21 protein-coding genes are annotated in these 18,318 nt (G+C 71.4%); 14 read left to right on the top strand and 7 right to left on the bottom strand.

The window, feature by feature from the left end; all coding sequences use genetic code 11:
- Positions 1-152 precede the first annotated feature (152 nt).
- Both CAL11_RS01730 and CAL11_RS01725 read left to right on the top strand, forming a co-directional pair.
- Positions 153-896 (top strand): sulfite exporter TauE/SafE family protein, encoded by a 744-nt coding sequence (locus tag CAL11_RS01730; protein WP_086091981.1) that lies wholly within the window; start codon positions 153-155, stop codon positions 894-896.
- 87 nt (positions 897-983) lie between these two features.
- Complete coding sequence (locus CAL11_RS01725) at positions 984-1,706, top strand: GntR family transcriptional regulator (protein WP_068927371.1); 723 nt, start codon at positions 984-986, stop codon at positions 1,704-1,706.
- Between the two features lie 8 nt (positions 1,707-1,714).
- Here the strand turns inward: CAL11_RS01725 and CAL11_RS01720 are convergent, their stop codons facing one another.
- From CAL11_RS01720 to CAL11_RS01705, 4 genes are read right to left on the bottom strand one after another with little or no spacing between them, the layout of a single operon-like run.
- A complete protein-coding gene (locus CAL11_RS01720; RefSeq protein ID WP_086091980.1) occupies positions 1,715-2,647 on the bottom strand; it encodes an ornithine cyclodeaminase family protein in 933 nt (310 codons plus the stop codon).
- A 10-nt stretch (positions 2,648-2,657) separates the two neighbouring features.
- Positions 2,658-2,963, bottom strand: a complete 306-nt coding sequence (locus CAL11_RS01715; RefSeq protein ID WP_003815425.1) for a 2Fe-2S iron-sulfur cluster-binding protein — start codon at positions 2,961-2,963, stop codon at positions 2,658-2,660.
- Positions 2,964-2,981: 18 nt separating this feature from the next.
- The gene (locus CAL11_RS01710) at positions 2,982-3,281 is read right to left on the bottom strand and encodes a hypothetical protein (protein ID WP_004567880.1); all 300 of its coding nucleotides are present in this window, start codon (positions 3,279-3,281) and stop codon (positions 2,982-2,984) included.
- A 1-nt stretch (position 3,282) separates the two neighbouring features.
- Complete coding sequence (locus tag CAL11_RS01705; RefSeq protein WP_033463498.1) at positions 3,283-3,600, bottom strand: 2Fe-2S iron-sulfur cluster-binding protein; 318 nt, start codon at positions 3,598-3,600, stop codon at positions 3,283-3,285.
- Between the two features lie 335 nt (positions 3,601-3,935).
- On the opposite strand from CAL11_RS01705, the gene CAL11_RS01700 reads away from it, so the two are divergent.
- The 8 genes from CAL11_RS01700 (at position 3,936) to CAL11_RS01665 (ending at position 12,246) form a co-directional block, all read left to right on the top strand.
- The gene (locus CAL11_RS01700) at positions 3,936-4,106 is read left to right on the top strand and encodes a hypothetical protein (protein WP_244172899.1); all 171 of its coding nucleotides are present in this window, start codon (positions 3,936-3,938) and stop codon (positions 4,104-4,106) included.
- A 174-nt stretch (positions 4,107-4,280) separates the two neighbouring features.
- Positions 4,281-4,790, top strand: a complete 510-nt coding sequence (locus tag CAL11_RS01695) for a sigma-70 family RNA polymerase sigma factor (protein ID WP_033463502.1) — start codon at positions 4,281-4,283, stop codon at positions 4,788-4,790.
- Between the two features lie 35 nt (positions 4,791-4,825).
- Positions 4,826-5,743, top strand: a complete 918-nt coding sequence (locus tag CAL11_RS01690; protein WP_086094495.1) for a DUF4880 domain-containing protein — start codon at positions 4,826-4,828, stop codon at positions 5,741-5,743.
- Between the two features lie 132 nt (positions 5,744-5,875).
- Positions 5,876-8,491, top strand: coding sequence for a TonB-dependent receptor (locus CAL11_RS01685; protein ID WP_086091979.1), 2,616 nt, complete (start codon positions 5,876-5,878; stop codon positions 8,489-8,491).
- A gap of 57 nt (positions 8,492-8,548) precedes the next feature.
- Positions 8,549-9,595, top strand: coding sequence for a hemin-degrading factor (locus CAL11_RS01680; protein WP_086091978.1), 1,047 nt, complete (start codon positions 8,549-8,551; stop codon positions 9,593-9,595).
- The gene (locus tag CAL11_RS01675; RefSeq protein ID WP_086091977.1) at positions 9,592-10,455 is read left to right on the top strand and encodes a heme/hemin ABC transporter substrate-binding protein; all 864 of its coding nucleotides are present in this window, start codon (positions 9,592-9,594) and stop codon (positions 10,453-10,455) included. The genes CAL11_RS01680 and CAL11_RS01675 overlap by 4 nt, the downstream gene beginning before the upstream one ends.
- Positions 10,456-10,498: 43 nt before the next feature.
- The gene (locus CAL11_RS01670; RefSeq protein ID WP_086094494.1) at positions 10,499-11,443 is read left to right on the top strand and encodes a FecCD family ABC transporter permease; all 945 of its coding nucleotides are present in this window, start codon (positions 10,499-10,501) and stop codon (positions 11,441-11,443) included.
- Positions 11,444-11,457: 14 nt separating this feature from the next.
- Positions 11,458-12,246, top strand: a complete 789-nt coding sequence (locus CAL11_RS01665; protein WP_086091976.1) for a heme ABC transporter ATP-binding protein — start codon at positions 11,458-11,460, stop codon at positions 12,244-12,246.
- A 3-nt stretch (positions 12,247-12,249) separates the two neighbouring features.
- Here CAL11_RS01665 and CAL11_RS01660 read toward each other — a convergent pair whose 3' ends face one another.
- Positions 12,250-12,750, bottom strand: coding sequence for a DUF523 domain-containing protein (locus tag CAL11_RS01660; protein ID WP_033468396.1), 501 nt, complete (start codon positions 12,748-12,750; stop codon positions 12,250-12,252).
- Positions 12,751-12,894: 144 nt separating this feature from the next.
- Between CAL11_RS01660 and CAL11_RS01655 the strand changes: the two genes are divergently transcribed.
- The 4 genes from CAL11_RS01655 to CAL11_RS01640 all read left to right on the top strand — a co-directional run bounded on the left by CAL11_RS01655 (position 12,895) and on the right by CAL11_RS01640 (position 16,124).
- Positions 12,895-13,617: a 2OG-Fe(II) oxygenase gene (locus CAL11_RS01655; protein ID WP_033468398.1), complete on the top strand. Its 723-nt coding sequence runs from the start codon at positions 12,895-12,897 to the stop codon at positions 13,615-13,617.
- Positions 13,618-13,628: 11 nt separating this feature from the next.
- The gene (gene alkB, locus CAL11_RS01650; protein WP_086091975.1) at positions 13,629-14,279 is read left to right on the top strand and encodes a DNA oxidative demethylase AlkB; all 651 of its coding nucleotides are present in this window, start codon (positions 13,629-13,631) and stop codon (positions 14,277-14,279) included.
- Positions 14,280-14,299: 20 nt separating this feature from the next.
- Positions 14,300-14,887, top strand: a complete 588-nt coding sequence (locus CAL11_RS01645) for a methylated-DNA--[protein]-cysteine S-methyltransferase (RefSeq protein ID WP_086091974.1) — start codon at positions 14,300-14,302, stop codon at positions 14,885-14,887.
- Positions 14,888-14,981: 94 nt separating this feature from the next.
- Entirely contained in the window at positions 14,982-16,124 is a 1,143-nt protein-coding gene (locus CAL11_RS01640; RefSeq protein ID WP_086091973.1) for a GGDEF domain-containing protein, read from the top strand.
- Between the two features lie 12 nt (positions 16,125-16,136).
- On the opposite strand, the gene CAL11_RS01635 is transcribed toward CAL11_RS01640, so the two are convergent.
- On the bottom strand, positions 16,137-16,967 hold the full coding sequence (locus tag CAL11_RS01635) for a DUF2950 family protein (protein ID WP_086091972.1): 831 nt from the start codon (positions 16,965-16,967) through the stop codon (positions 16,137-16,139).
- Complete coding sequence (locus CAL11_RS01630; protein ID WP_086091971.1) at positions 16,964-18,283, bottom strand: DUF3300 domain-containing protein; 1,320 nt, start codon at positions 18,281-18,283, stop codon at positions 16,964-16,966. The genes CAL11_RS01635 and CAL11_RS01630 overlap by 4 nt, the downstream gene beginning before the upstream one ends.
- Positions 18,284-18,318: the final 35 nt, after the last annotated feature.

Genomic DNA, 18,318 nt, shown 5'->3' with positions numbered 1-18,318 from the left:
GAAAACCTAGGGAATACCATAGCGGCCTGACGACGCCTGGCGCTGCCCTGGCGCCATTTCCTGAGGGATAACCCGCGAAAATCGCCATATCGGTTTGCTGGCGACACGCCTCGTCGCTATGATTGCATATCGTATACCAACAAACCTCAACCATGCCCTGGCTTGCCTACGCCCCCGACCCCTGGATGTTTGCCGCCATGGCTGCCACGGTTTTCGTTGCCGCGGTGGCGCAAGGCATAGGCGGCGTGGGCTTCGCCATGCTGGCCGCGCCGGTGGCGGGGATTTTCTTTCCGCAACTGGCGCCCGGCCCCCTGCTGACCCTGGGCGGCTTCGTGTCGCTGCTGACCGCCCTGCGCGAACGGGCGGCCATCGACTGGGCCACGGTCGGCTATACGCTGCTCGGACGGTTCGCCGGCACCCTGGTGGCGGTCTATGCCCTGACCCGCTTCGCCCCGCAGCTGCTCTCGGTGCTGTTCGCCGTGTCCATCCTGGCCGCGGTGGCCATCAGCGTGGCTGGCGTACGCATCAGCGCATCGCCCGCCCAGATGTCGGGGGCCGGCCTGGCCTCCGGCGTCATGGGCACCATTACCTCGGTCGGCGCGCCGCCGCTGGCCATCATGATGCAGCACGCGGCGCCGCCGCGCCTGCGCGCCACGCTGGGGCTGATCCTGTTCATCGGGGCGTCCTTCTCGCTGACCATGCTGTCGCTGGCCGACCGCTACGGCATCAACGAATTCCTGCTCAGCGTCGGCCTGCTGCCGTTCCTGCTGCTCGGTTTCTCCTGCTCCAGCCGCCTGAAGGAGCGCATGCGGCCGGCCACCGTGCGCCGCATCCTGCTGGGCATCTGCGCCATCGGCGCGCTGGTCGTGCTGGCGCGCGCCGCGCTGGGCGCCTGAGGGCGCGGCCGGGCCGTTTGCACGAACGGTGTAGCGGAGTAATACAATGGACACTGTATTCACTGTCCAATCTGCTCGCACACCGCCATGGCACTTCCTGGTTCCAGCACGTATCCGCTCGACGCCGGCCATTCCGCCCCTTCGCTGAAAATCGGCGAGCAGCACACGCCCTTGTTCGCCGTCATCCGCGACAAATTGCGCGAACGCATTCTCAGCGGTGAATTCACGCCCGGCGACCGGCTGATCGAAGGCCGTCTCTCCGACGACATGGGCGTGTCGCGCATCCCGGTGCGCGAAGCCCTGCGCGCCCTGGCCGCCGAAGGCCTGGTGACGATCGAGCCGCGCCGCGGCGCGTCGGTGGCGGTGCTGTCCGAAGCCATCGCCTACGACATGGTCGAAGTCCGTGCCACGCTCGAAGGCCTGAATGCCAAGCTGGCCGCGCAACGCCGCGACGACGCCACCGTGACGCGCCTGCGCAAGTTCCTCGACGATGGAACCGAAGCGGCGCGCAGCGACGACCTGCAGCAATTCCTGGCGCTCAATTCGCAGTTCCACGAAATGCTGGCCACCATCGCCGGCAACGTGGTGCTTACCGACCTGATGCGCTCGCTGCGCGATCGCACCGCCCTGCTGTTCGCGCCCAGCAACATGCGGCGCGCCAAGCAGAACTGGGACGAACACGCGCAGATCCTCAATGCCGTCATTGCCGGCAACGGCGAGCTGGCCTCGCTGCTGGCCACCCAGCACGTCCACAATGCGGCGCGCGCCTACACCGAGGCGCAGCAACAGAACCAGCCCTCGGCGGCCTGAGCGCCGTCCTAGGGCGCCGGCCAGCCTCGCTCGGCGGCCAGGCGGCGGTAGGCGTACCCCGCCAGGGCCACGTCCTCCAGCCCCACGCCCACCGACTTGTAGATCACGATATCTTCATCGGCCTGGCGCACCGCCGTCCGCCCGGCCAGCACATCGGCCAGTTCGACCACTTTGGCGTCCAGGCCCGTATCCGGCGCGGCCAGCACCAGGTCGCCGGCCTCCGGAAGCGTCTGCTCGCGCCACTCCACCACGACCGCGCGCGCACGGCGCAACGCCTCGTCGTCCAGTTCGCGCGTGTGCGGCAGGCTGGATCCGATCGCCCCCACGAACGCGCCCGCGCGCAGCGCCCGCCCGGCAAACAGCGGCGTGGTCGAACGCGACGCGGTCACCACGATGTCGGCCTGCGCGGCAATCTCGGCGGGCGCGGCCATGCGCACCGGAACGCCGCAGCGCTGGCCGATGCGCTCCAATACCTCGGGCGGCGCATAGGGATCATTGACCAGGATCGCCTCCAGGGCAAAGCGCGCGCTCAACTGCGCCGCATGCTCGACGCCCTGGGTACCGGCGCCGAACAGCCCCAGCACGCTGGAACGCGGACGGGCCAGCGCGCCGGCGGCCAGCACCGTGCAGGCGGCGGTGCGCTTGCGCGTCAACGCGCCCGCGTCGCAGGTGGCTAGCGGCCGGCCATCGGCGGCGGAGAACAGCAGGATCACGAACTGGAACTGCCCCTTGATCGTGGTGTACACCTTGGCGCCCGCCACGCCCTGGCCGGGAATCACCGCGCCCAGGGTCGACAGCTTCACGCCGCCAGCCTCGGTGCGCACGCGCCGCTGCATGGCGGCCGAGCCCCGGCCGAAGTCCAGGAACGCGGCGTGCAGCACCTCCTGCGCGGCCTGCGCGGTGACCGCGTCCTCGATCATCCTGTCGTCGATATGCAGCATGCGCGCTCCCTCAGACGGGCTTGGGTTTCTGCCACGACACCTTGATGTCGCCGTTGACGAACGTCTGGCACGCCATACGGTAGCCGCGCTCGAAGTCTTCCGGCGTCAGGTGCCGGCGCTCCTTGGGCTTGATGGCGTCGGTATGCTCCAGCCCCGACTCGATCAGGCACTTGCAGGTCCCGCACAGCCCGCCGCCGCACTTGAAGGGGATGCCGCCCTGCTCCTTGAGCGAGACGCGCAGCAGGTTGCTGTTCTCGGGCGCGGTGACGACCTTGCCGCCGTTGGTGATGAAAGTGATTTCGACCATGGTGTTCACGAATGGATTGTCGGCGGCTCAGGCGTCGCGCCGAACCAGTTCGGCCTGCATGCTGCCAAAGCGCGTCAGATCGGTGAGCGCGTCGCGCGCGCCCTGCAGCGATTCGAATTTCTCCAGGAACTTGGAAGGCACATGGTTGACCACCGCGCCCGGCCCTTCCTCGACGATGGCGACCTTGGCCTCGCCGCGCAGGGCGGCGATCTGGTAGATGGCCTTGCGCTGCCCGTAGAACAGGTAGTCGTACTCCTCCACCACCTCGAACTCGGGGCCCGCCTCGGTATGGAACTGGCCCGGCTTGTTGGTCAGGATCACGTACATGTCAGGCTCCGCCGCCGGCCGGGGCCGCCGCGTCCTGGCGCAGCTCGATATCGTGGGTAATCCACAGCTGGCAGGCCAGGCGGTAGCCCTGGGCCAGCCGGTCGCCCAGCTGCTTTTTCTCTTTCCAGTTCGGCTCGGGCAGGTGCTCGGCCCCGGCCAGGATGCGGCACGCGCAGGTGGCGCATTTGCCCATTCCGCACTGGTAGCGCAGGTTCGGGTAGGGAAACTGCTTGATCCCGGCGCGCACCACCAGATTGGTGTTGTCCTTCACCTCGTCGGTGAAGGTCTCGTCGCCCTTGTGGAATACAACGATAGGCATGGCTGGTTCGCGCTCACAATGTCCTGGAATGCCGGGCCGCCGTGGGCAACCCCGCTCGTACCGGCGCCGATATCTCGGCGACCGTTGTGAACATTGTATACCGTATGCAGTTTGTGCCGACCTAGGGAATTCACCGATAGGCGCACGGTGCCGCATCGCAAGCCTGCAAATCGCGCCAATTGCTTGATTGGCCTATCGAATCGCGCATATGCGGCGCAAAAATCCGCCCGATTGTTGTGCAGATCATGGCAGGGCTGCGTTAAAACGGTATTCGATGTACAATTGCTTGGTAGATAAAGCAATAGGTACTAACCATGAAATCCGTTACACCTCGTATGCAGCACGCCCGTATCGGCCAGCAATTGCTGCCGCACTTTGCCCAGCGCGCCGAACTGCGCCGCACGATCCCGCTGTTTCCGTTCACGCTGGCCGAACTGCTGGCCCCGCTGCGCCGCAAGACCCCCGGCAACCCCGGCTCCGACGAGCCCGCGCTCGACGCCCGCTGAACGCCGCGCCGGCCTGGCCCGGCGCCGTCGCCCATTTTCCTGGCATGACCTGGCCCGCGCCGCTTCCCGGCCGCGGGCTGCCGGCGCTGGCGCGCCGGCAGGCACGGGTTGCATGCGCGTGGTTTTTATCTAGAATGATAGTGGTTTGCATTATCATCCTCGCGCCCGCCTACCGTGCCCGTTACCTCCCTCGCCCCCCAGGACGCCGTCCACGCGCTGTACCGCGAACATCACGGCTGGCTGCAAAGCTGGCTGCGCAAGAAGCTGAATGACGCCTACGATGCCGCCGACCTGGCGCAGGACACCTTCGTGCGCGTGCTGCGTCACCGCGCCGAACTCGCCACGCTGCGCGAGCCTCGCGCCTACCTGCTGACCATCGCCGGCCGGCTGGTCGTCAACCACTACCGGCGCCGCTCGCTCGAACGGGCCTACCTGGAGGCCCTGGCCAGCCTGCCGCCGGCGCACGCTCCCTCGCCCGAACAACGCGCCCTGATCCTGGAAGCCCTGGACCAGATCGATGCGTTTCTCCACGGCCTGGCCCCGAAGGTGCGCCAGGCGTTCCTGCTGGCCCAGCTGGAACGCCTGCCATACGCGGACATCGCCCGACGCCTGCAGGTATCGGTGCGCACCGTGCAGCGCTACATCGCGCAGGGCTACGAGCAATGCATCCTGCTGGCCCCCTGAATCCGCCCGGAGACGACGCGCCGATCGAGCGCCGGGTGGCGCGCGAGGCCGCCCGCTGGCTCATGCGGCTGGACTCCGGCCAGGCCAGCGCCGACGAAATCCAGGCCTGCGACCATTGGCGCGCCAGCCACGCCGAGCACGAACGCGCCTGGCAGCGGGCTCGCCGGCTGACGAGCATGTTCGACCGCATCCCGCCGGCCGTGGGCCGGGCCGCCCTGGGCCGCGCGCAAGACCGCCGCACGATGCTGAAATCCCTGGTCGCGCTGCTGGTCGCGCCGCCGGCCGCCTGGGCCGCGCTGCGGGGCGCCCAGGCCGGCGGCTGGCTGGCCGACCTGCGCACCGGCACCGGCGAAACCCGCACGGTGGCATTGGACCCGCACACGCAGTTGCGCCTGAATACCGGCACCGCCGTCAGCGTGGACGACGGCCCCGGCATGCTCAGCCTGCGCCTGCACCGCGGCGAAATCTACCTCGAAGCCGGCCGCCCCTGCCGGGTGCTGACCCGCGGCGGCATGATCCGCACCGAGGCGGCGCACCTGTGGCTGCGCCAGGACGACGCCGACGGCCTGCTCGGCGTGGTGGCCGGGCTGGCCTTCTGGCGAGGCGCCGACAATCTTGTCCGCCCCGTCGCGGCCGGACAGCGCATCGCCTGGCGCGACGGCGCGCTGCAGGGCGCGGCGCAAACGCTGGATGGCTCGCCGGACTGGCTGCGCGGCGTGCTGCGCGCCGATGCCATGCGCCTGGACCGCTTCCTGCGCGAACTGGGTCGCTACCGGCCGGGCGCGCTGCGCTGCGACCCCGAGGTGGCCGGCCTGCGTATCTCCGGGGTGTTCCAGGTGGCCCACACGGACGACATCCTGCGCGCCCTGCCGGCGCTGCTGCCGGTGCAACTGTCCTACGTAACCCCGTACTGGGTCACCGTCGGCCCCCGGGCCGCCGGCGCGGCGACGTAATGAGGCGGCCCGCCATGACCGAGGAACGCCCCTCGACAAAAAAACTTCCCGTTTCCTGTCCGGTTTCGACGCGCCGGTGGTCATCGACAGCACAAGCACGCTCGTGCCTGCTCTCGATGGGAAAGGAAGATCATGGTTTACGCTTGCGACCAGGGCGCCCGCGGCGCCCGCCCCGCGCCGCCAAGGCGCCCCCACACGGCACTGGCCATGCGCGGCGCGCTGGCCGCATGCGCGCTGGCCGGCACGCTGGCGGCCGCTTCGGCCGCCGCGCAGCCGGCGACGGCGGCCTCCGCATCGGCGGACGCGCGCGCCTGGCACATCGAAGCCGGCCCCCTGGGCGAGGTCCTGGCGCGCTTTGCCAGCCAGGCCGGCATTACCCTGCTGTACGACCCCGCCGCGGTAAGCGGCCGCGCCAGCGCCGGCCTGCAAGGCGTGTACTCGGTGCCCGACGGGCTGGCGCGCCTGCTCGACGGCAGCGGCCTGGGCGCGCGCCAGCGCGGCGCCGGCACCTACGTCCTGCAGGCGCTGCCCGCCGGCCCGGTGGCGCAACTGGCGCCGGTCACCGTCGAGGCTGACGCCGTGCGCGCCGATCCCGCCTGGGCCCGCACCGCCACGCGCCGCGAGCTCGACGCGCGCCAGGTGCTCGACTGGAGCGACATCGGCAAGCGCGTCGATCCCGGCGTCAACTACAACCGCCGCACCCGGAGCATCAACATCCGCGGCCTGGACGAAAACCGCGTGGTCACGCGCATCGACGGCATCCGCCTGCCCTGGCTCGACGACGGCGCGCGCGGCATCCAGGGCGGACTGAACGCGGTGGACTTCAACACCCTGTCGCGCCTGGACGTGGTGCGCGGCGCCGACTCCAGCGCGGCCGGCTCCGGCGCGCTGGGCGGCCTGGCCGACCTGCGCACGCTCGAACCCACCGACCTGCTGCGCGACGGGCGCCGGTTCGGCGCGCTGGCCAAGTCCGACTATGACTCGGCCGACAGCAGCTGGGGCCTGAACGCCGCCCTGGCCGGACAGGTCCACGACGACACCAGCTGGCTGCTGCAGGCGGGCACCCGCAATGGCCACGACCTGGACAACCGCGCCGACACCGGCGGCTACGGCAGCAAGCGCAGCCGGCCCAGCCCCGAGGACTACGCGCAGAACAACTTCCTGTTCAAGCTGCAGCAGCGCCTCGAAGGCGGCCATCGCCTCGGCCTGACCGGCGAATACTTCAAGCGCCGCGCCGACCTCGACCAGATGTACCAGCAGGGCGCCGGCACCAGCTACCACTACGGCGCCAACCGCACCCACGAGGAAACCACGCGCAAGCGCGTCTCGCTGGACTACCAGTACAACGCCCCGCGGGCCGGCGCCGCGATCGACAGCGCGCGGGCCATGGTGTACTGGCAGCGGCTGCGGCTGGACAACTCGCAGGACGCCCGCCGCACGCGCGACGGACGCGCCTACGCCCGCCCCGGCGATCCATACTTCTATGGCTATCCCAGCGGCCCCTATGGGCGCAGCAACTCGATCCAGGAATCGATCTTCGGCGTCAACGGCGAGCTCTCCAGCCGCTTCGAAGGCGTGGTGTCGCAGCGCGTGACCATAGGCGGCGAGTGGTACGGCAACCGCACCGAGCAGTACTCGGACGGCTACGACAACTGCCCCGCCATCCCGCCCGGCACGCCGGCGCCGATGGGGCCGCGCCTGTGCGACATGCTGCATACCAACCAGGCCGACATGCCCCGCGTCAAGGGCAGCCAGTGGGCCCTCTGGGCGCAGGACGAAATCGCCTTCGCCGACGGCCGCTACACCCTGACCCCTTCGCTGCGCTACGACCATTACGAACAGAAGCCCCAGCAAGGCGGCGGCTACCAGAACAACCCCAACGCCGGCGCGCTGCCGCCGCCGTCGTCGGGAGGCCGCTTCTCGCCCAAGCTGCTGGGCACCTGGAAGGCGCGCGAGGCGTTGACGCTGTATGCGCAATACGGCTTCGGCTACCGGGCGCCGTCGGCCACCGAGCTCTACACCAACTACGGCGGCCCGGGAACCTACCTGCGCGTGGGCAATCCCTCTTTGAAGCCCGAGACCAGCAAGGGCTGGGAACTGGGCGCCCGCCTGGGCGACGACCAACTGGGAGGCGCCGTATCGCTGTTCGACAACCGCTACCAGAACTTCATCGACAAGAGCGTGCCGCTGGGCAAGAGCTCGCCGCAATGGCAGCCGGCCTGGGACGGCCAGTACCCGCTGGGCGTGACCGGGGTGGTCAACCGGGCGCGCGTGCGCATCTATGGCGCCGAAGCCTCGGCGCACTGGCGGTTCGCCCCCAACTGGCGCACCTGGGGCTCGCTGGCCTGGGCCGTGGGCAAGGACGAAAACACCGGCCAGTACCTGAATTCGGTGCCGCCGCTCAAGGCCATCCTGGGCCTGGGCTACCAGCGCGACGCATGGGGCATCGACGCCATGCTGACGGCCGCCACGCGCCGCGACGACGTGCAGTACCCCGAGGCCTCCGCCGGCACGCCCCACGCCGATTTCCAGGCCCCGGGCTACGGCGTGGTGGACCTGTCGGCCTACTGGCGGCCGGCCGCCGTCAAGGGCCTGCAGCTGCAGGCGGGCGTATTCAACCTGTTCGACAAGAAATACTGGGAAGCCATCAACGTGCCCACGGCGGGCGCCATCGCGATTCCGCGACCGGTAGACTGGTACACCGAGCCAGGCCGCAGCGTGCGCGTATCGTTGACCTACCAGTATTGAACCCGGCGCGCGGCGGCCGCCGGGCCGCCGCGCCAGAACCATACCCTGGAGAATGCAATGACCGAACCGACCTTTGCCACCCGCGCCGCGGCGCTGCGCCAGCGCAACGACGAGCTGGCCGCCAGCCAGCCCGGCCAGCGCGCCCGCAACCTGGCCCAGGCGCTCGGCGTCTCGGAAGCCGAATGGGTCGCGGCGGGCTGCAACGGCGCGCGCGTCACCGCGCTGCGCGGCAAGCCGCAAGCCATCTTCCGCGACCTGGGCGAGCTGGGCGAAGTCATGGCCCTCACCCGCAACGACTGGTGCGTGCATGAACGGCACGGCCGCTACCAGGACATCCAGGCCGAAGGGCCGGTGGGCCTGGTGCTGGGGCCGGACATCGACCTGCGCGTGTTCTTCAACTGTTGGGCCAGCGCCTGGGCCGTCGAACAGGACGGTCACACCAGCCTGCAGTTCTTCGACGGCGCGGGCGTGGCGGTGCACAAGGTCTACCGCACCGAGGCTACCGATGGCGCGGCCTGGGAAGCGCTGGTCGCGCGCTACGCGGGCGAGCCCGAATGGCCCGAGCCGCAGCCCTATCCGCCCGCCGACGAAGCCGCCGCCGTGGACGACCCGGCCGCGTTGCGGCGCGGCTGGCTGGCCATGCAGGACACGCACGAGTTCTTCCCGCTGCTGCGCAGGCTCAAGGTGGCGCGGCTGGCGGCCCTGAAGGCCGCCGGCGCCGACCTGGCGCAACAGGTGCCGGCCGCGACGGTCGAGCACATGCTGACGCGGGCCGCGGCCAGCGGCCTGTCCATCATGTGCTTCGTGGGCAACCGCGGCATGATCCAGATCCATACCGGCCCGGTCGAGAACCTGCGCCGCACCGGCCCCTGGTACAACGTGCTGGATCCGCGCTTCAACCTGCACCTGAACACCGAGACCATCGATTCGGCCTGGGTGGTCAGCAAACCCACCAGCGACGGCTGGGTCACCTCGCTGGAGCTGTACACGGCCGGCGGCGAGCTGATCGTGCAGTTCTTCGGCGAACGCAAGCCCGGCAAGCCCGAGCTGGCCGCCTGGCGCCAACTGCTGTCTGGCCTGTGCGGCCAGCCGCTGGCCCAGTGAGGCAGGCCATGAAGCGCCTGCTGGCATGGCTGTTGGCAATGGCCTGCGCCGGGGCCGCCGCGCAGGCCGCGCCGGCGCAGCGCGTCGTCACGCTGGGCGGCACCGTCACCGAAATCGTCTATGCGCTGGGACAGGGCGGCCGCCTGGTCGGCGACGACCTGTCCAGCCTGTATCCGCCGGAGGCCACGCGGCTGCCGCGCATCGGCTACTACCGGGCCGTGCCGGTCGAGGGGGTGCTGGCGCTCGAGCCCGATCTGGTGCTGGCCTCCGAACAGGCTGGCCCGCCCGAGGCCATCGCGCGCCTGAAAGCGGTGGGCGTCCCCGTCGCCATCGTGTCCGACGGCGCGTCGCTCCCGTCGCTGCACGCGCGCATACGCGCCATCGCCCAGGCACTGGATGCCGTCCCCGAGGGCGAGCGCCTGGCCGCCCGGCTCGACGCCGAGCTGGCCCGGGCCGAGGCGCTGCCGGCCTCGGGCGCGCGCGCGCTGCTGCTGATGAACCGCACCGGCACGCCCCTGGGCGCCGGGCGCGACACCGCGGCGGACCTGCTGCTGCGCCTGTCGGGGCTGGCCAACGCGCTGGCCGGCCAGCAAGGCTACAAGCCGCTGTCGGCCGAAGCGCTCGGGGCGCTGGCGCCCGAGGTCATCGTGGTGACCGCGGCCTCGCTGGCGGCATCGGGCGGCCTGGAGAAACTACGCGCGCAACCCGGAATCGCCGCCACGCCCGCCGCGCAACGCCAGTGCATCGTGGTGATGGACGACCTGCTGGCGCTGGGAACCGGCCCGCGCCTGCCGCAGGCGATCCGCCAACTCAAGGAGACGCCTTGTGTCGCTGGCCACGGCACCCCGCCCGCCCGCTAGCCGGCGCCATCCGGTCGCGCTGCTGCTGGCGCTGGGCGCAGCCTTGCTGGCGGTGGCCATTCTCGCCGCCGCCAGCGGCGCGGTGCATATCCCGCTGGCCGACCTGGCGCGCCTGGTCGGCGGCGACAGCACGCCGCGGGATGCGCTGTGGCGCAACGTGCTGTTCGACATCCGCCTGCCGCGCGTGCTGTTCGCGGCCACGGCGGGCGCGGCGCTGGCGATCTGCGGCGCGGCCATGCAGGCGCTGTTTCGCAATCCGCTGGCCGAGCCCGGGCTGGTAGGCATTTCGGCCGGCGGCGCGATGGGCGCGGTGCTGGCCATCGTGCTGACTTCCGGCGGCTTCGCCATCACGGCGCCCGCGGCCTTCGCCGGCAGCCTGCTGGCAACCGGCTGCGCCTACGTGCTGGGACGCCGCGCGCACGGCGTGGCGGGCCTCCTGCTGGCCGGCATCGCCATCAACACGGTGGCCGGCAGCGTGATCGGCCTGCTGACTTTCATGGCCTCGGACGCGCAGCTGCGCGACCTCACGTTCTGGAGCATGGGCAGCCTGGCCGGCGCGCGCTGGTCGCTGCTGGCGTTTCTGGCGCCCTGGACCCTGCTGTGGTCGTGGTGGCTGATGCGCCAGTGGCGCGCCATGAACGCCCTGCTGCTGGGCGAGCGCGAGGCGCACCACCTCGGTTTCGCGCTGCGCTCGGTACGGCGGCGGCTGGTGCTGGCCACCGCGCTGATCGTCGGCCCCCTGGTGGCGGCCACCGGCGGCATCGGCTTCGTCGGCCTGGTGGTGCCCCACCTGATACGCATGACGCTGGGCGCCGATCACCGCTGGCTGCTGCCGGCCTCGACGCTGGCCGGCGCCCTGGCCCTGACGCTGGCGGACTGGCTGGCGCGGGTGGTGATCGTGCCGGCGGAACTGCCCATCGGGCTGGTCACCAGCCTGGTGGGCGGCCCCTTCTTCCTGTGGCTGCTGGCGCGCGGCCGCCGTCTCTGAACGCAGCAACGCCCATGACCCTGCAAGCCCGCAATCTGACCCTGGCGCGTGGCGGCGCCCCCATCCTCGCCGACGTCTCGCTGACGCTGGCGCCCGGCGCGCTGGTGGGCCTGCTGGGCGCCAACGGCGCCGGCAAGTCCACCCTGCTGGCGGCGCTGGCCGGCGAACTGGCGCCACGCTCGGGCCAGGTCTTCCTGGGCGATACGGACCTGGCGGCTTTCAATGCGCGGCAGCTGGCGCGCCGCCGCGCCGTGCTGCCGCAGAAGCCCTCGCTGTCGTTCGACCTGGGCGTCAGCAACGTGGTCGGCATGGGCGCCTATCCGTTTCCGGAACTGGATCCGGCTGCCGTGCGCCAATTGGTGCGCGACGCGCTGGAGCAGGCGGGCGTGACCCATCTGGCGCAACGGCGCTATCCGCAGCTCTCCGGCGGCGAGCAGCAGCGCGTGCAATTCGCGCGCGTGCTGGCGCAATGCCATGCCATGCGCGCACCCGGCCAGACCCGCTACCTCATGCTGGACGAGCCCATTTCCAACCTGGACCCCAGGCACCAGATGGAATTGCTGGCCACGGCGCGCGCGCTGGCCCACGAGGCCGGCATGGGGGTGCTGGTGATCGTGCACGACATCAACCAGGCGGCGCGCTGGTGCGACACGCTGGCGCTGCTGGCCGACGGCCGGCTGGCCGCACTGGGGCCGCCCGACGAAGTGCTGACGCCGGACAACATGCGGCGCATCTACGGCATCGAGACCGACGTGCTGGCGCATCCCACCCTGCCCGGCCGCCTGCTGGTGCTAGCGCGCTGAACCTCAGGCGCCGGTTTCGAGCTGGCTCAGCCAGGCCTGGGCGGCGTCGAGCTCATGCTCGCTGAACACGCGCACGCCGGCGCGCGTCAGGCAGGCCGCCGTCACGCCTTCGCGCGCGATACGCGCGCCGCTGAAACTGCCATCGTATGTGAACCCGCTGCCGCACGACGGGCTGCCTTCCTTGAGCACGGCGACGCGGATGCCACGCTCGCGCACCAGCGCCAGCGCCTGCCGCGCACCCTCGACGAAGGCCGCGCTGACGTCGACGCCCGAGGCCTCGCGCACCTGCGCCAGACCGTCCAGCACCGCGGCGCCCCCGGCGCCGGCGGCGATTTCCGCCGGCGGGCGCGGCGTGGGCAGCCCGCCGGCGACTTCCGGGCAAACCGCCACCACGCGCCGCTCGGCCTGCCAGCGCGCCAGCACCGGATGTCCGGTGGCGGCATCGCGTCCGTCGTAGCGCACCGGCCGGCCCAGCAGGCAGGCACTGACCAAGACCCATTGCATCGCTGCTCTCCCGGCGCCCGGCGGGCGCCACTGCCGCTAATGTAGCGCTGTGGCGCCGCCTGCGGCGCGGACACGAGGGTGCGGCCGAATTCGACCGCAAGCCGCGGGAGGCCGGCGCGCCCGCGCGGCGCTAGACTGGCCGATATGGATACTTGCCCAGACACGGTGCAGGCGCGCATCGGCGCGCTGGACTGGCCTGCCCTGCAAGCCGCGCTCGATGCGCGCGGCGCCGCCGTCGCGCACGGCCTGCTGGACGCGCGCGAGTGCGGCGAACTGGCCTCCCTGTACACACAGCCGCGGCTGTTCCGCAGCCGCATCGTCATGGCCCGGCACGGCTTCGGCCGCGGCGAGTACCAGTATTTCGCCTATCCGCTGCCGCCGCTGGTGGCGCAGCTGCGCACCGCGTTCTATCCGCGGCTGGCGGCCGTGGCCAATCGCTGGAATGCGGCGCTGCGCGACCCCGTGCGCTATCCGGCGCGGCACGCCGACTGGCTGCACACCTGCCACCAGGCCGGCCAGACGCGCCCCACGCCGCTGCTGCTGAAGTATGGCCCGGGCGATTACAACTGCCTGCACCAGGACCTGTACGGCGAACGGGTTTTCCCCTTGCAAGTCGCCATCCTGCTGTCCCAGCCAGGCCGCGACTTCGACGGCGGCGAGTTCGTGATGACCGAGCAGCGCGCCGGGCACGCGGCGCGCGCCGAGGTCATGCCGCTGACGCAGGGCGACGCGCTGGTCTTCGCGGTCAACCGGCGGCCGGCGCAAGGCGCGCGCGGGCCGGTGCAGGCCAGCCTGCGCCATGGGGTAAGCGCACTGCGGGCCGGCCAACGCTATACGATAGGCATCATCTTCCACGACGCCACCTGAGACGCAGCGCCATGCAAGCCGACCTCTTCGACGCCGAGCAGACCGGCATCCGCACGCGCCTGGGCGAGCAGGCGTGGGTGTTGCGCGGCTTCGCCCTGCCCTGGCTGGACGCCTTGCTGCCCGCCCTGCGCGCGATCGTCGCGCAGGCGCCGCTGCGCCATATGGTCACGCCGGGCGGTTTCACCATGTCGGTGGCGCTGACCAATTGCGGCGCGCTGGGCTGGACCACCGACGCGCACGGCTACCGCTACCGGCCCGACGATCCGCAGACCGGCCTGCCCTGGCCGCCGATGCCGCGGGTGTTCGCGCAACTGGCGCGCGAGGCGGCGGCGCAAGCGGGGTTTGCCGGCTTCGATCCCGACGCCTGCCTGATCAACCGCTATGCGCCCGGCGCGCGCATGTCGCTGCACCAGGACAAGAACGAGCGCGACTTCGGCGCGCCCATCGTGTCGGTGTCGCTGGGCCTGCCCGCCATGTTCCTGTTCGGCGGCGCGCGGCGCGACGAACGCCCGGCGCGCGTGCCGCTGCTGCACGGCGACGTGGCCGTGTGGGGCGGCGTGGACCGGCTGCGCTACCACGGCGTGATGCCGTTGGCCGACGGCGAGCACGCGCTGCTGGGCCGCCAGCGCATCAACTTCACGCTGCGGCGCGCCGGCGCCTGAATTCGGCCGCAAGCGCCGGGATGCGCGGCGCGCGCGCGCCGCCTACAGTCAAGGCGCCATCAAACCAGGAGCGCATCATGCAATTCTTTCAGGCCCAACTCGAATCGCCCCTCGGCGCCCTGAGCCTGGTCACCGACGACCGGCAACAGGTGCGCGCGCTGGAGTTCGCCGACTCGCCGCAGCGCCTGCGGCGGCTGCTGCACCTGCACTACGGGACATACACCCTGCGCGAGGCGCCGGCCCCGGCGGCGATCGCCGCGGCGCTGGCGCGCTATTTCTCGGGACAGTGCGACGCGCTGGACGGCGTTGCCACCGCCACCGGCGGCAGCGCGCTGCAGCGGCGCGTATGGCAGGCGCTGCGCCAGATTCCGGCCGGCGCGGTCACCAGCTACGGCGCGCTGGCGCGGCAACTGGGACATGACGACCGCCAGGCCGCGCGCGCCATCGGCGGCGCCAACGCGGCCAACCCCATCGCCATCATCGTGCCCTGCCACCGTGTCATCGGCAAGGATGGCGCGCTCAAGGGCTACGCCTGGGGGCTGGAGCGCAAGCGCTGGCTGCTGGCGCACGAGAACGCCGCGGCGGCGCGGCCGGACAGCGCCGGCTGAGCCGTTCGCAACGCCGGCAACGGCGCCATATACAAGCGGGCAAGGACGTTGTACCGTCGCGAAACTTCCTCTCGCGCACCCAGGCGCCCGCCGCATGTACCGCACCGACCGCCTCTACAGCCCCCCTGCCTGGCCTGTGACTCGCTGGCTGGCCGATCCCGGACGGAACGTGCCGGACGATATCCGCCAGGCGCTGCTCGCAGGCCTGTTCGGCACGATTTCCATCTTCGTGGGCGGCGTGCTCAACAGCGTGCTGGTGGCGCTGATCATCGCCATCCGCCTGCCTCAGGCGCCGTTCATCGCCTGGCTCGCGTTCGAGCTGGCCTGCTGCCTGGCGCGCGCGGCCGTGCTGGTGTCGGCGCGCCGCGCCGCCGCGGCCGGCCGGCCCACCCATACCGACGCCTATATCGCGTTGACCGTGCTGTGGGCGTGCAGCGTGGGCTACGGCACGCTCATCAGCGTGGCCAGCGGCGACTGGGTCGCGGCGATCCTGGCCTGCCTGTCCGCCGCCGCCATGGTGGGCGGCATCTGTTTCCGCAATTTCAGCGCGCCGCGCCTGACCGCGCTGATGATCTGCGTGAGCCTGGGGCCTTGCACCACCCTGCCCTGGTTCACCGGCGAGCACAGCCTGTGGATCGTCAGCGTGCAACTGCCGCTCTACCTGGCCAGCATGACGGTGGCGGCCTACCGCTTCAATCGCATGCTGGTGGCGACCATGCAGGCCGAGCGCGACAGCGACCGGCTGGCGCGCTGCGACGCGCTGACCGGGCTGCTCAATCGCTTCGGGCTGGGCTTCGCGCTGGAACGCGCCGTGGCGGCGACGCGCCGCGACGGCAACGAGTTCGCCCTGCTGTACCTGGACCTCGACGGGTTCAAGGCGGTCAATGACACCCACGGCCATGCCGCCGGCGACCGCCTGCTGCGGGACGTGGCGGCGCGGCTGACGGAGCTCGCGCCGGCCGACGCGACGATCGCGCGCATCGGCGGCGACGAGTTCGTGCTGCTGGTGCGGGATTGCGACGAGGGCTGCGCCACCGCGCTGGGCGATCGCATCGTGGCGCGGATCTGCGAGCCTTACGACCTGGGAACGCCGCGCCCGGTCCACATCGGCGGCAGCGCGGGCATCGCGCTGGTGCCCCGCCATGGCCAGGAAATGACGGACATCCTCAAGGCGGCCGACCGGGCGCTGTACCTGGCCAAGTCGGCCGGCAAGTCGCGCACGGCGCTGGCCGCCTGAACGGCCAGGCTGCTACTGCGCGACCGGCTGCCAGCCGGCCAGGTCGGCGCGCATGCCCACCGCGCCCGCGCCGCCCAGGTCGCGCTGCAGCACCTGGCCGCTGGCATCGGCGGCAAAGGTGTACACGCCGCTGCGCCGGTATCGGGCCGGCCAGGCCACCACGCGGAAATCCTTGCCGTCGGGCGACGCCTCCACCCGGAACCGGTAGCCGGCATACGCCTGGTCGAGCGGCGTGTCCGCGCCCATGGCCAGGGCGTCGGGCCCGAAGGGCGGCGCGTCGGCCTGCCCGGCCGCCGGCCAGTACAGGCCGTCGCGATGCTCGGGCCGGCTGACCAGCCGGCTTGCGTAGCGCCCCTGTCCCGGGCCCTGCGCATAGCGCGCCTGCGCCTGCGCCAGCTGCCGCACGCCGTCGATGGCGGCCAGTTCGTTGCGCCCGATGGTGCGCCGGCGCATTTCGGCCACGCCCGCCTGCAGGTCGAAGCGCCATTGGCCCTGGCCGCCGCGCGCCATCGGAACCGGAAAGGTCCAGCCCGACTGCCCCACCGCCAGCCAGGCGCGGCGATCGCCCTCGCTCTGGATGTCGTGGCGGTCGGCCCAGGCGGCCAGGAAACGGTAGACCGCCTGCGTGTGATCGCCGGGCGGGAACACCTGGCGGTAATTGGCGCCCAGCACGCGGGCCAGCGCCGCGTCGTCGGACGTGGCGATGGCGTCGACCAGCGCATCGCCGGCGGCCTGGGCCGTGGGGTAAGGCGCCTGGGCCATGGCCGCGCCGGCGGCTGCCCAGGTCAGCGCCAGAGCGCCCAGGGCGCGCCGGACCATCGAAGGATTGTTGTGCATGCTCATCTCCGGCCGTGACCGAAATGGTGGGCGCCGCCGCCCATGCCGCCGCGGCCGCCAAAGCCGCCGCGCTGCTGCGCGAAGTCGCCGCGCTGGGTCTGCTGGCGCATGCGCGCGCCATCGCCGGCGTCGTGCAGCGCCGGCGTGCGGTTGAATTGCTCGGCCCGCTGTCGCGCCGCCGCCTGGTCGGCGCGTTGGCGCTGCATGCCGTCCGCGTGGGCCGGATTGTGCTGGCCTGCCTGGCGCTGTCCGGCGCCCGCCTGGCCCGGCCGGCTGGCCTGCGGCCGCGCGTCGCGCCCTGCCGCCCCGGCACGCTCGCCGCCATGCCCTGGGCCGCCGTAGCCGGCAATGGCATGGCCCGTATGCCCCTCGAACGCCTGCGCGGCGCGCTGCCGCTCGGCGTCGATCGCCCCCCCGCCCGCGCGCTGGCCGGCCTGCGCGCGGCGCTGCTGGCCGGCCTGGCGCTGCGCATCGAAGCGCTGGCGGCTGGCGCTGTCGGCGTACGGCGCGCTGCCGCGATTGGCGGCGTTGTGCTGCCAATCGACCCGCGTGTTGCTGGTGTCGATGCGGTGGTTGATGTTGACGTTGTTGTAGCGATTGACGTCGATATCGACGTCATTGTGGCCCCAGTTGAAACCGCCCCACATGGAATCGACCGCCGCCACGCCCAGGCCGAAGCCGATGCCGCCGATCAGGGCGGTCGCGAAGGCCGAACCGGGCGGCGGCGGATAGTAATAGGGCGGATAGGCCGGGTACGGCCAGGTGCCGTACACCACCGCAGGGTTGTAGCTGGGCACGTAGACCACCTGCGGATCGGCCGGCTCGACCACCACGACGGTCTTGCCGGCGCTTTCGGTGGTGGTGACTTTCTGCTGCTTGTTGCTGGTCAGCGTGCCGGCCTTCCTGGCCTCGGCGCGCAGCCGCTGCACGGAATTCATGACATCGTCGGGCTGCGCCAGGAAGGCATCGCCCAGCGACTTGACCCATTGCGGCTGGCGCCCCATCAGATCCATGACCGATGGAAACGCCACCAGCGACTTGACGCTGGGATCCCAGGACTGGTCCTCGGCGGCCTTGACGGCGGCGTCGCCCGAATCCTTGGGATGATCGGCGGACCATTTGGCCGCGGCGGCCACGTCGTCGGGATAGGTGGCGGCCATCAGCACCTGCGACAGCAGCGAATCCGGATACAGGGCCACCGGCGCCAGCAACTGGTCGAGCCGGGCGTTGTCCAGCTTGGCCTGCGCCTGCGCCTGCGCCGGCCCGGCCCAGATCACCCCCAGACACAGCAGACTCACAAGCAGATAGCGCAATCGCAACATATCCAACTCCCAGGAGTGTGCCCATCGGACAGCCG

The sequence above is a fragment of the Bordetella genomosp. 6 genome (assembly GCF_002119705.1).
Lineage (GTDB): Bacteria > Pseudomonadota > Gammaproteobacteria > Burkholderiales > Burkholderiaceae_B > Bordetella > Bordetella bronchiseptica_F.
Note: the sequence above shows the minus strand (reverse complement) of the source record. Positions and strands in the feature narration are given on the sequence as shown.

What these genes read in the sequence shown, in the direction of transcription:
- CAL11_RS01680 (WP_086091978.1), top strand. Translation starts at nt 8,549, where the DNA reads ATGACCGAACCGACCTTTGCCACCCGCGCCGCGGCGCTGCGCCAGCGC.
- CAL11_RS01685 (WP_086091979.1), top strand. Translation starts at nt 5,876, where the DNA reads ATGGTTTACGCTTGCGACCAGGGCGCCCGCGGCGCCCGCCCCGCGCCG.
- CAL11_RS01635 (WP_086091972.1), bottom strand. Translation starts at nt 16,967, where the DNA reads ATGAGCATGCACAACAATCCTTCGATGGTCCGGCGCGCCCTGGGCGCT.
- CAL11_RS01640 (WP_086091973.1), top strand. Translation starts at nt 14,982, where the DNA reads ATGTACCGCACCGACCGCCTCTACAGCCCCCCTGCCTGGCCTGTGACT.
- CAL11_RS01700 (WP_244172899.1), top strand. Translation starts at nt 3,936, where the DNA reads ATGCAGCACGCCCGTATCGGCCAGCAATTGCTGCCGCACTTTGCCCAG.
- CAL11_RS01705 (WP_033463498.1), bottom strand. Translation starts at nt 3,600, where the DNA reads ATGCCTATCGTTGTATTCCACAAGGGCGACGAGACCTTCACCGACGAG.
- CAL11_RS01665 (WP_086091976.1), top strand. Translation starts at nt 11,458, where the DNA reads ATGACCCTGCAAGCCCGCAATCTGACCCTGGCGCGTGGCGGCGCCCCC.
- CAL11_RS01630 (WP_086091971.1), bottom strand. Translation starts at nt 18,283, where the DNA reads ATGTTGCGATTGCGCTATCTGCTTGTGAGTCTGCTGTGTCTGGGGGTG.
- CAL11_RS01720 (WP_086091980.1), bottom strand. Translation starts at nt 2,647, where the DNA reads ATGCTGCATATCGACGACAGGATGATCGAGGACGCGGTCACCGCGCAG.
- CAL11_RS01730 (WP_086091981.1), top strand. Translation starts at nt 153, where the DNA reads ATGCCCTGGCTTGCCTACGCCCCCGACCCCTGGATGTTTGCCGCCATG.
- alkB (WP_086091975.1), top strand. Translation starts at nt 13,629, where the DNA reads ATGCAAGCCGACCTCTTCGACGCCGAGCAGACCGGCATCCGCACGCGC.
- CAL11_RS01725 (WP_068927371.1), top strand. Translation starts at nt 984, where the DNA reads ATGGCACTTCCTGGTTCCAGCACGTATCCGCTCGACGCCGGCCATTCC.
- CAL11_RS01655 (WP_033468398.1), top strand. Translation starts at nt 12,895, where the DNA reads ATGGATACTTGCCCAGACACGGTGCAGGCGCGCATCGGCGCGCTGGAC.
- CAL11_RS01645 (WP_086091974.1), top strand. Translation starts at nt 14,300, where the DNA reads ATGCGCGGCGCGCGCGCGCCGCCTACAGTCAAGGCGCCATCAAACCAG.
- CAL11_RS01710 (WP_004567880.1), bottom strand. Translation starts at nt 3,281, where the DNA reads ATGTACGTGATCCTGACCAACAAGCCGGGCCAGTTCCATACCGAGGCG.
- CAL11_RS01660 (WP_033468396.1), bottom strand. Translation starts at nt 12,750, where the DNA reads ATGCAATGGGTCTTGGTCAGTGCCTGCCTGCTGGGCCGGCCGGTGCGC.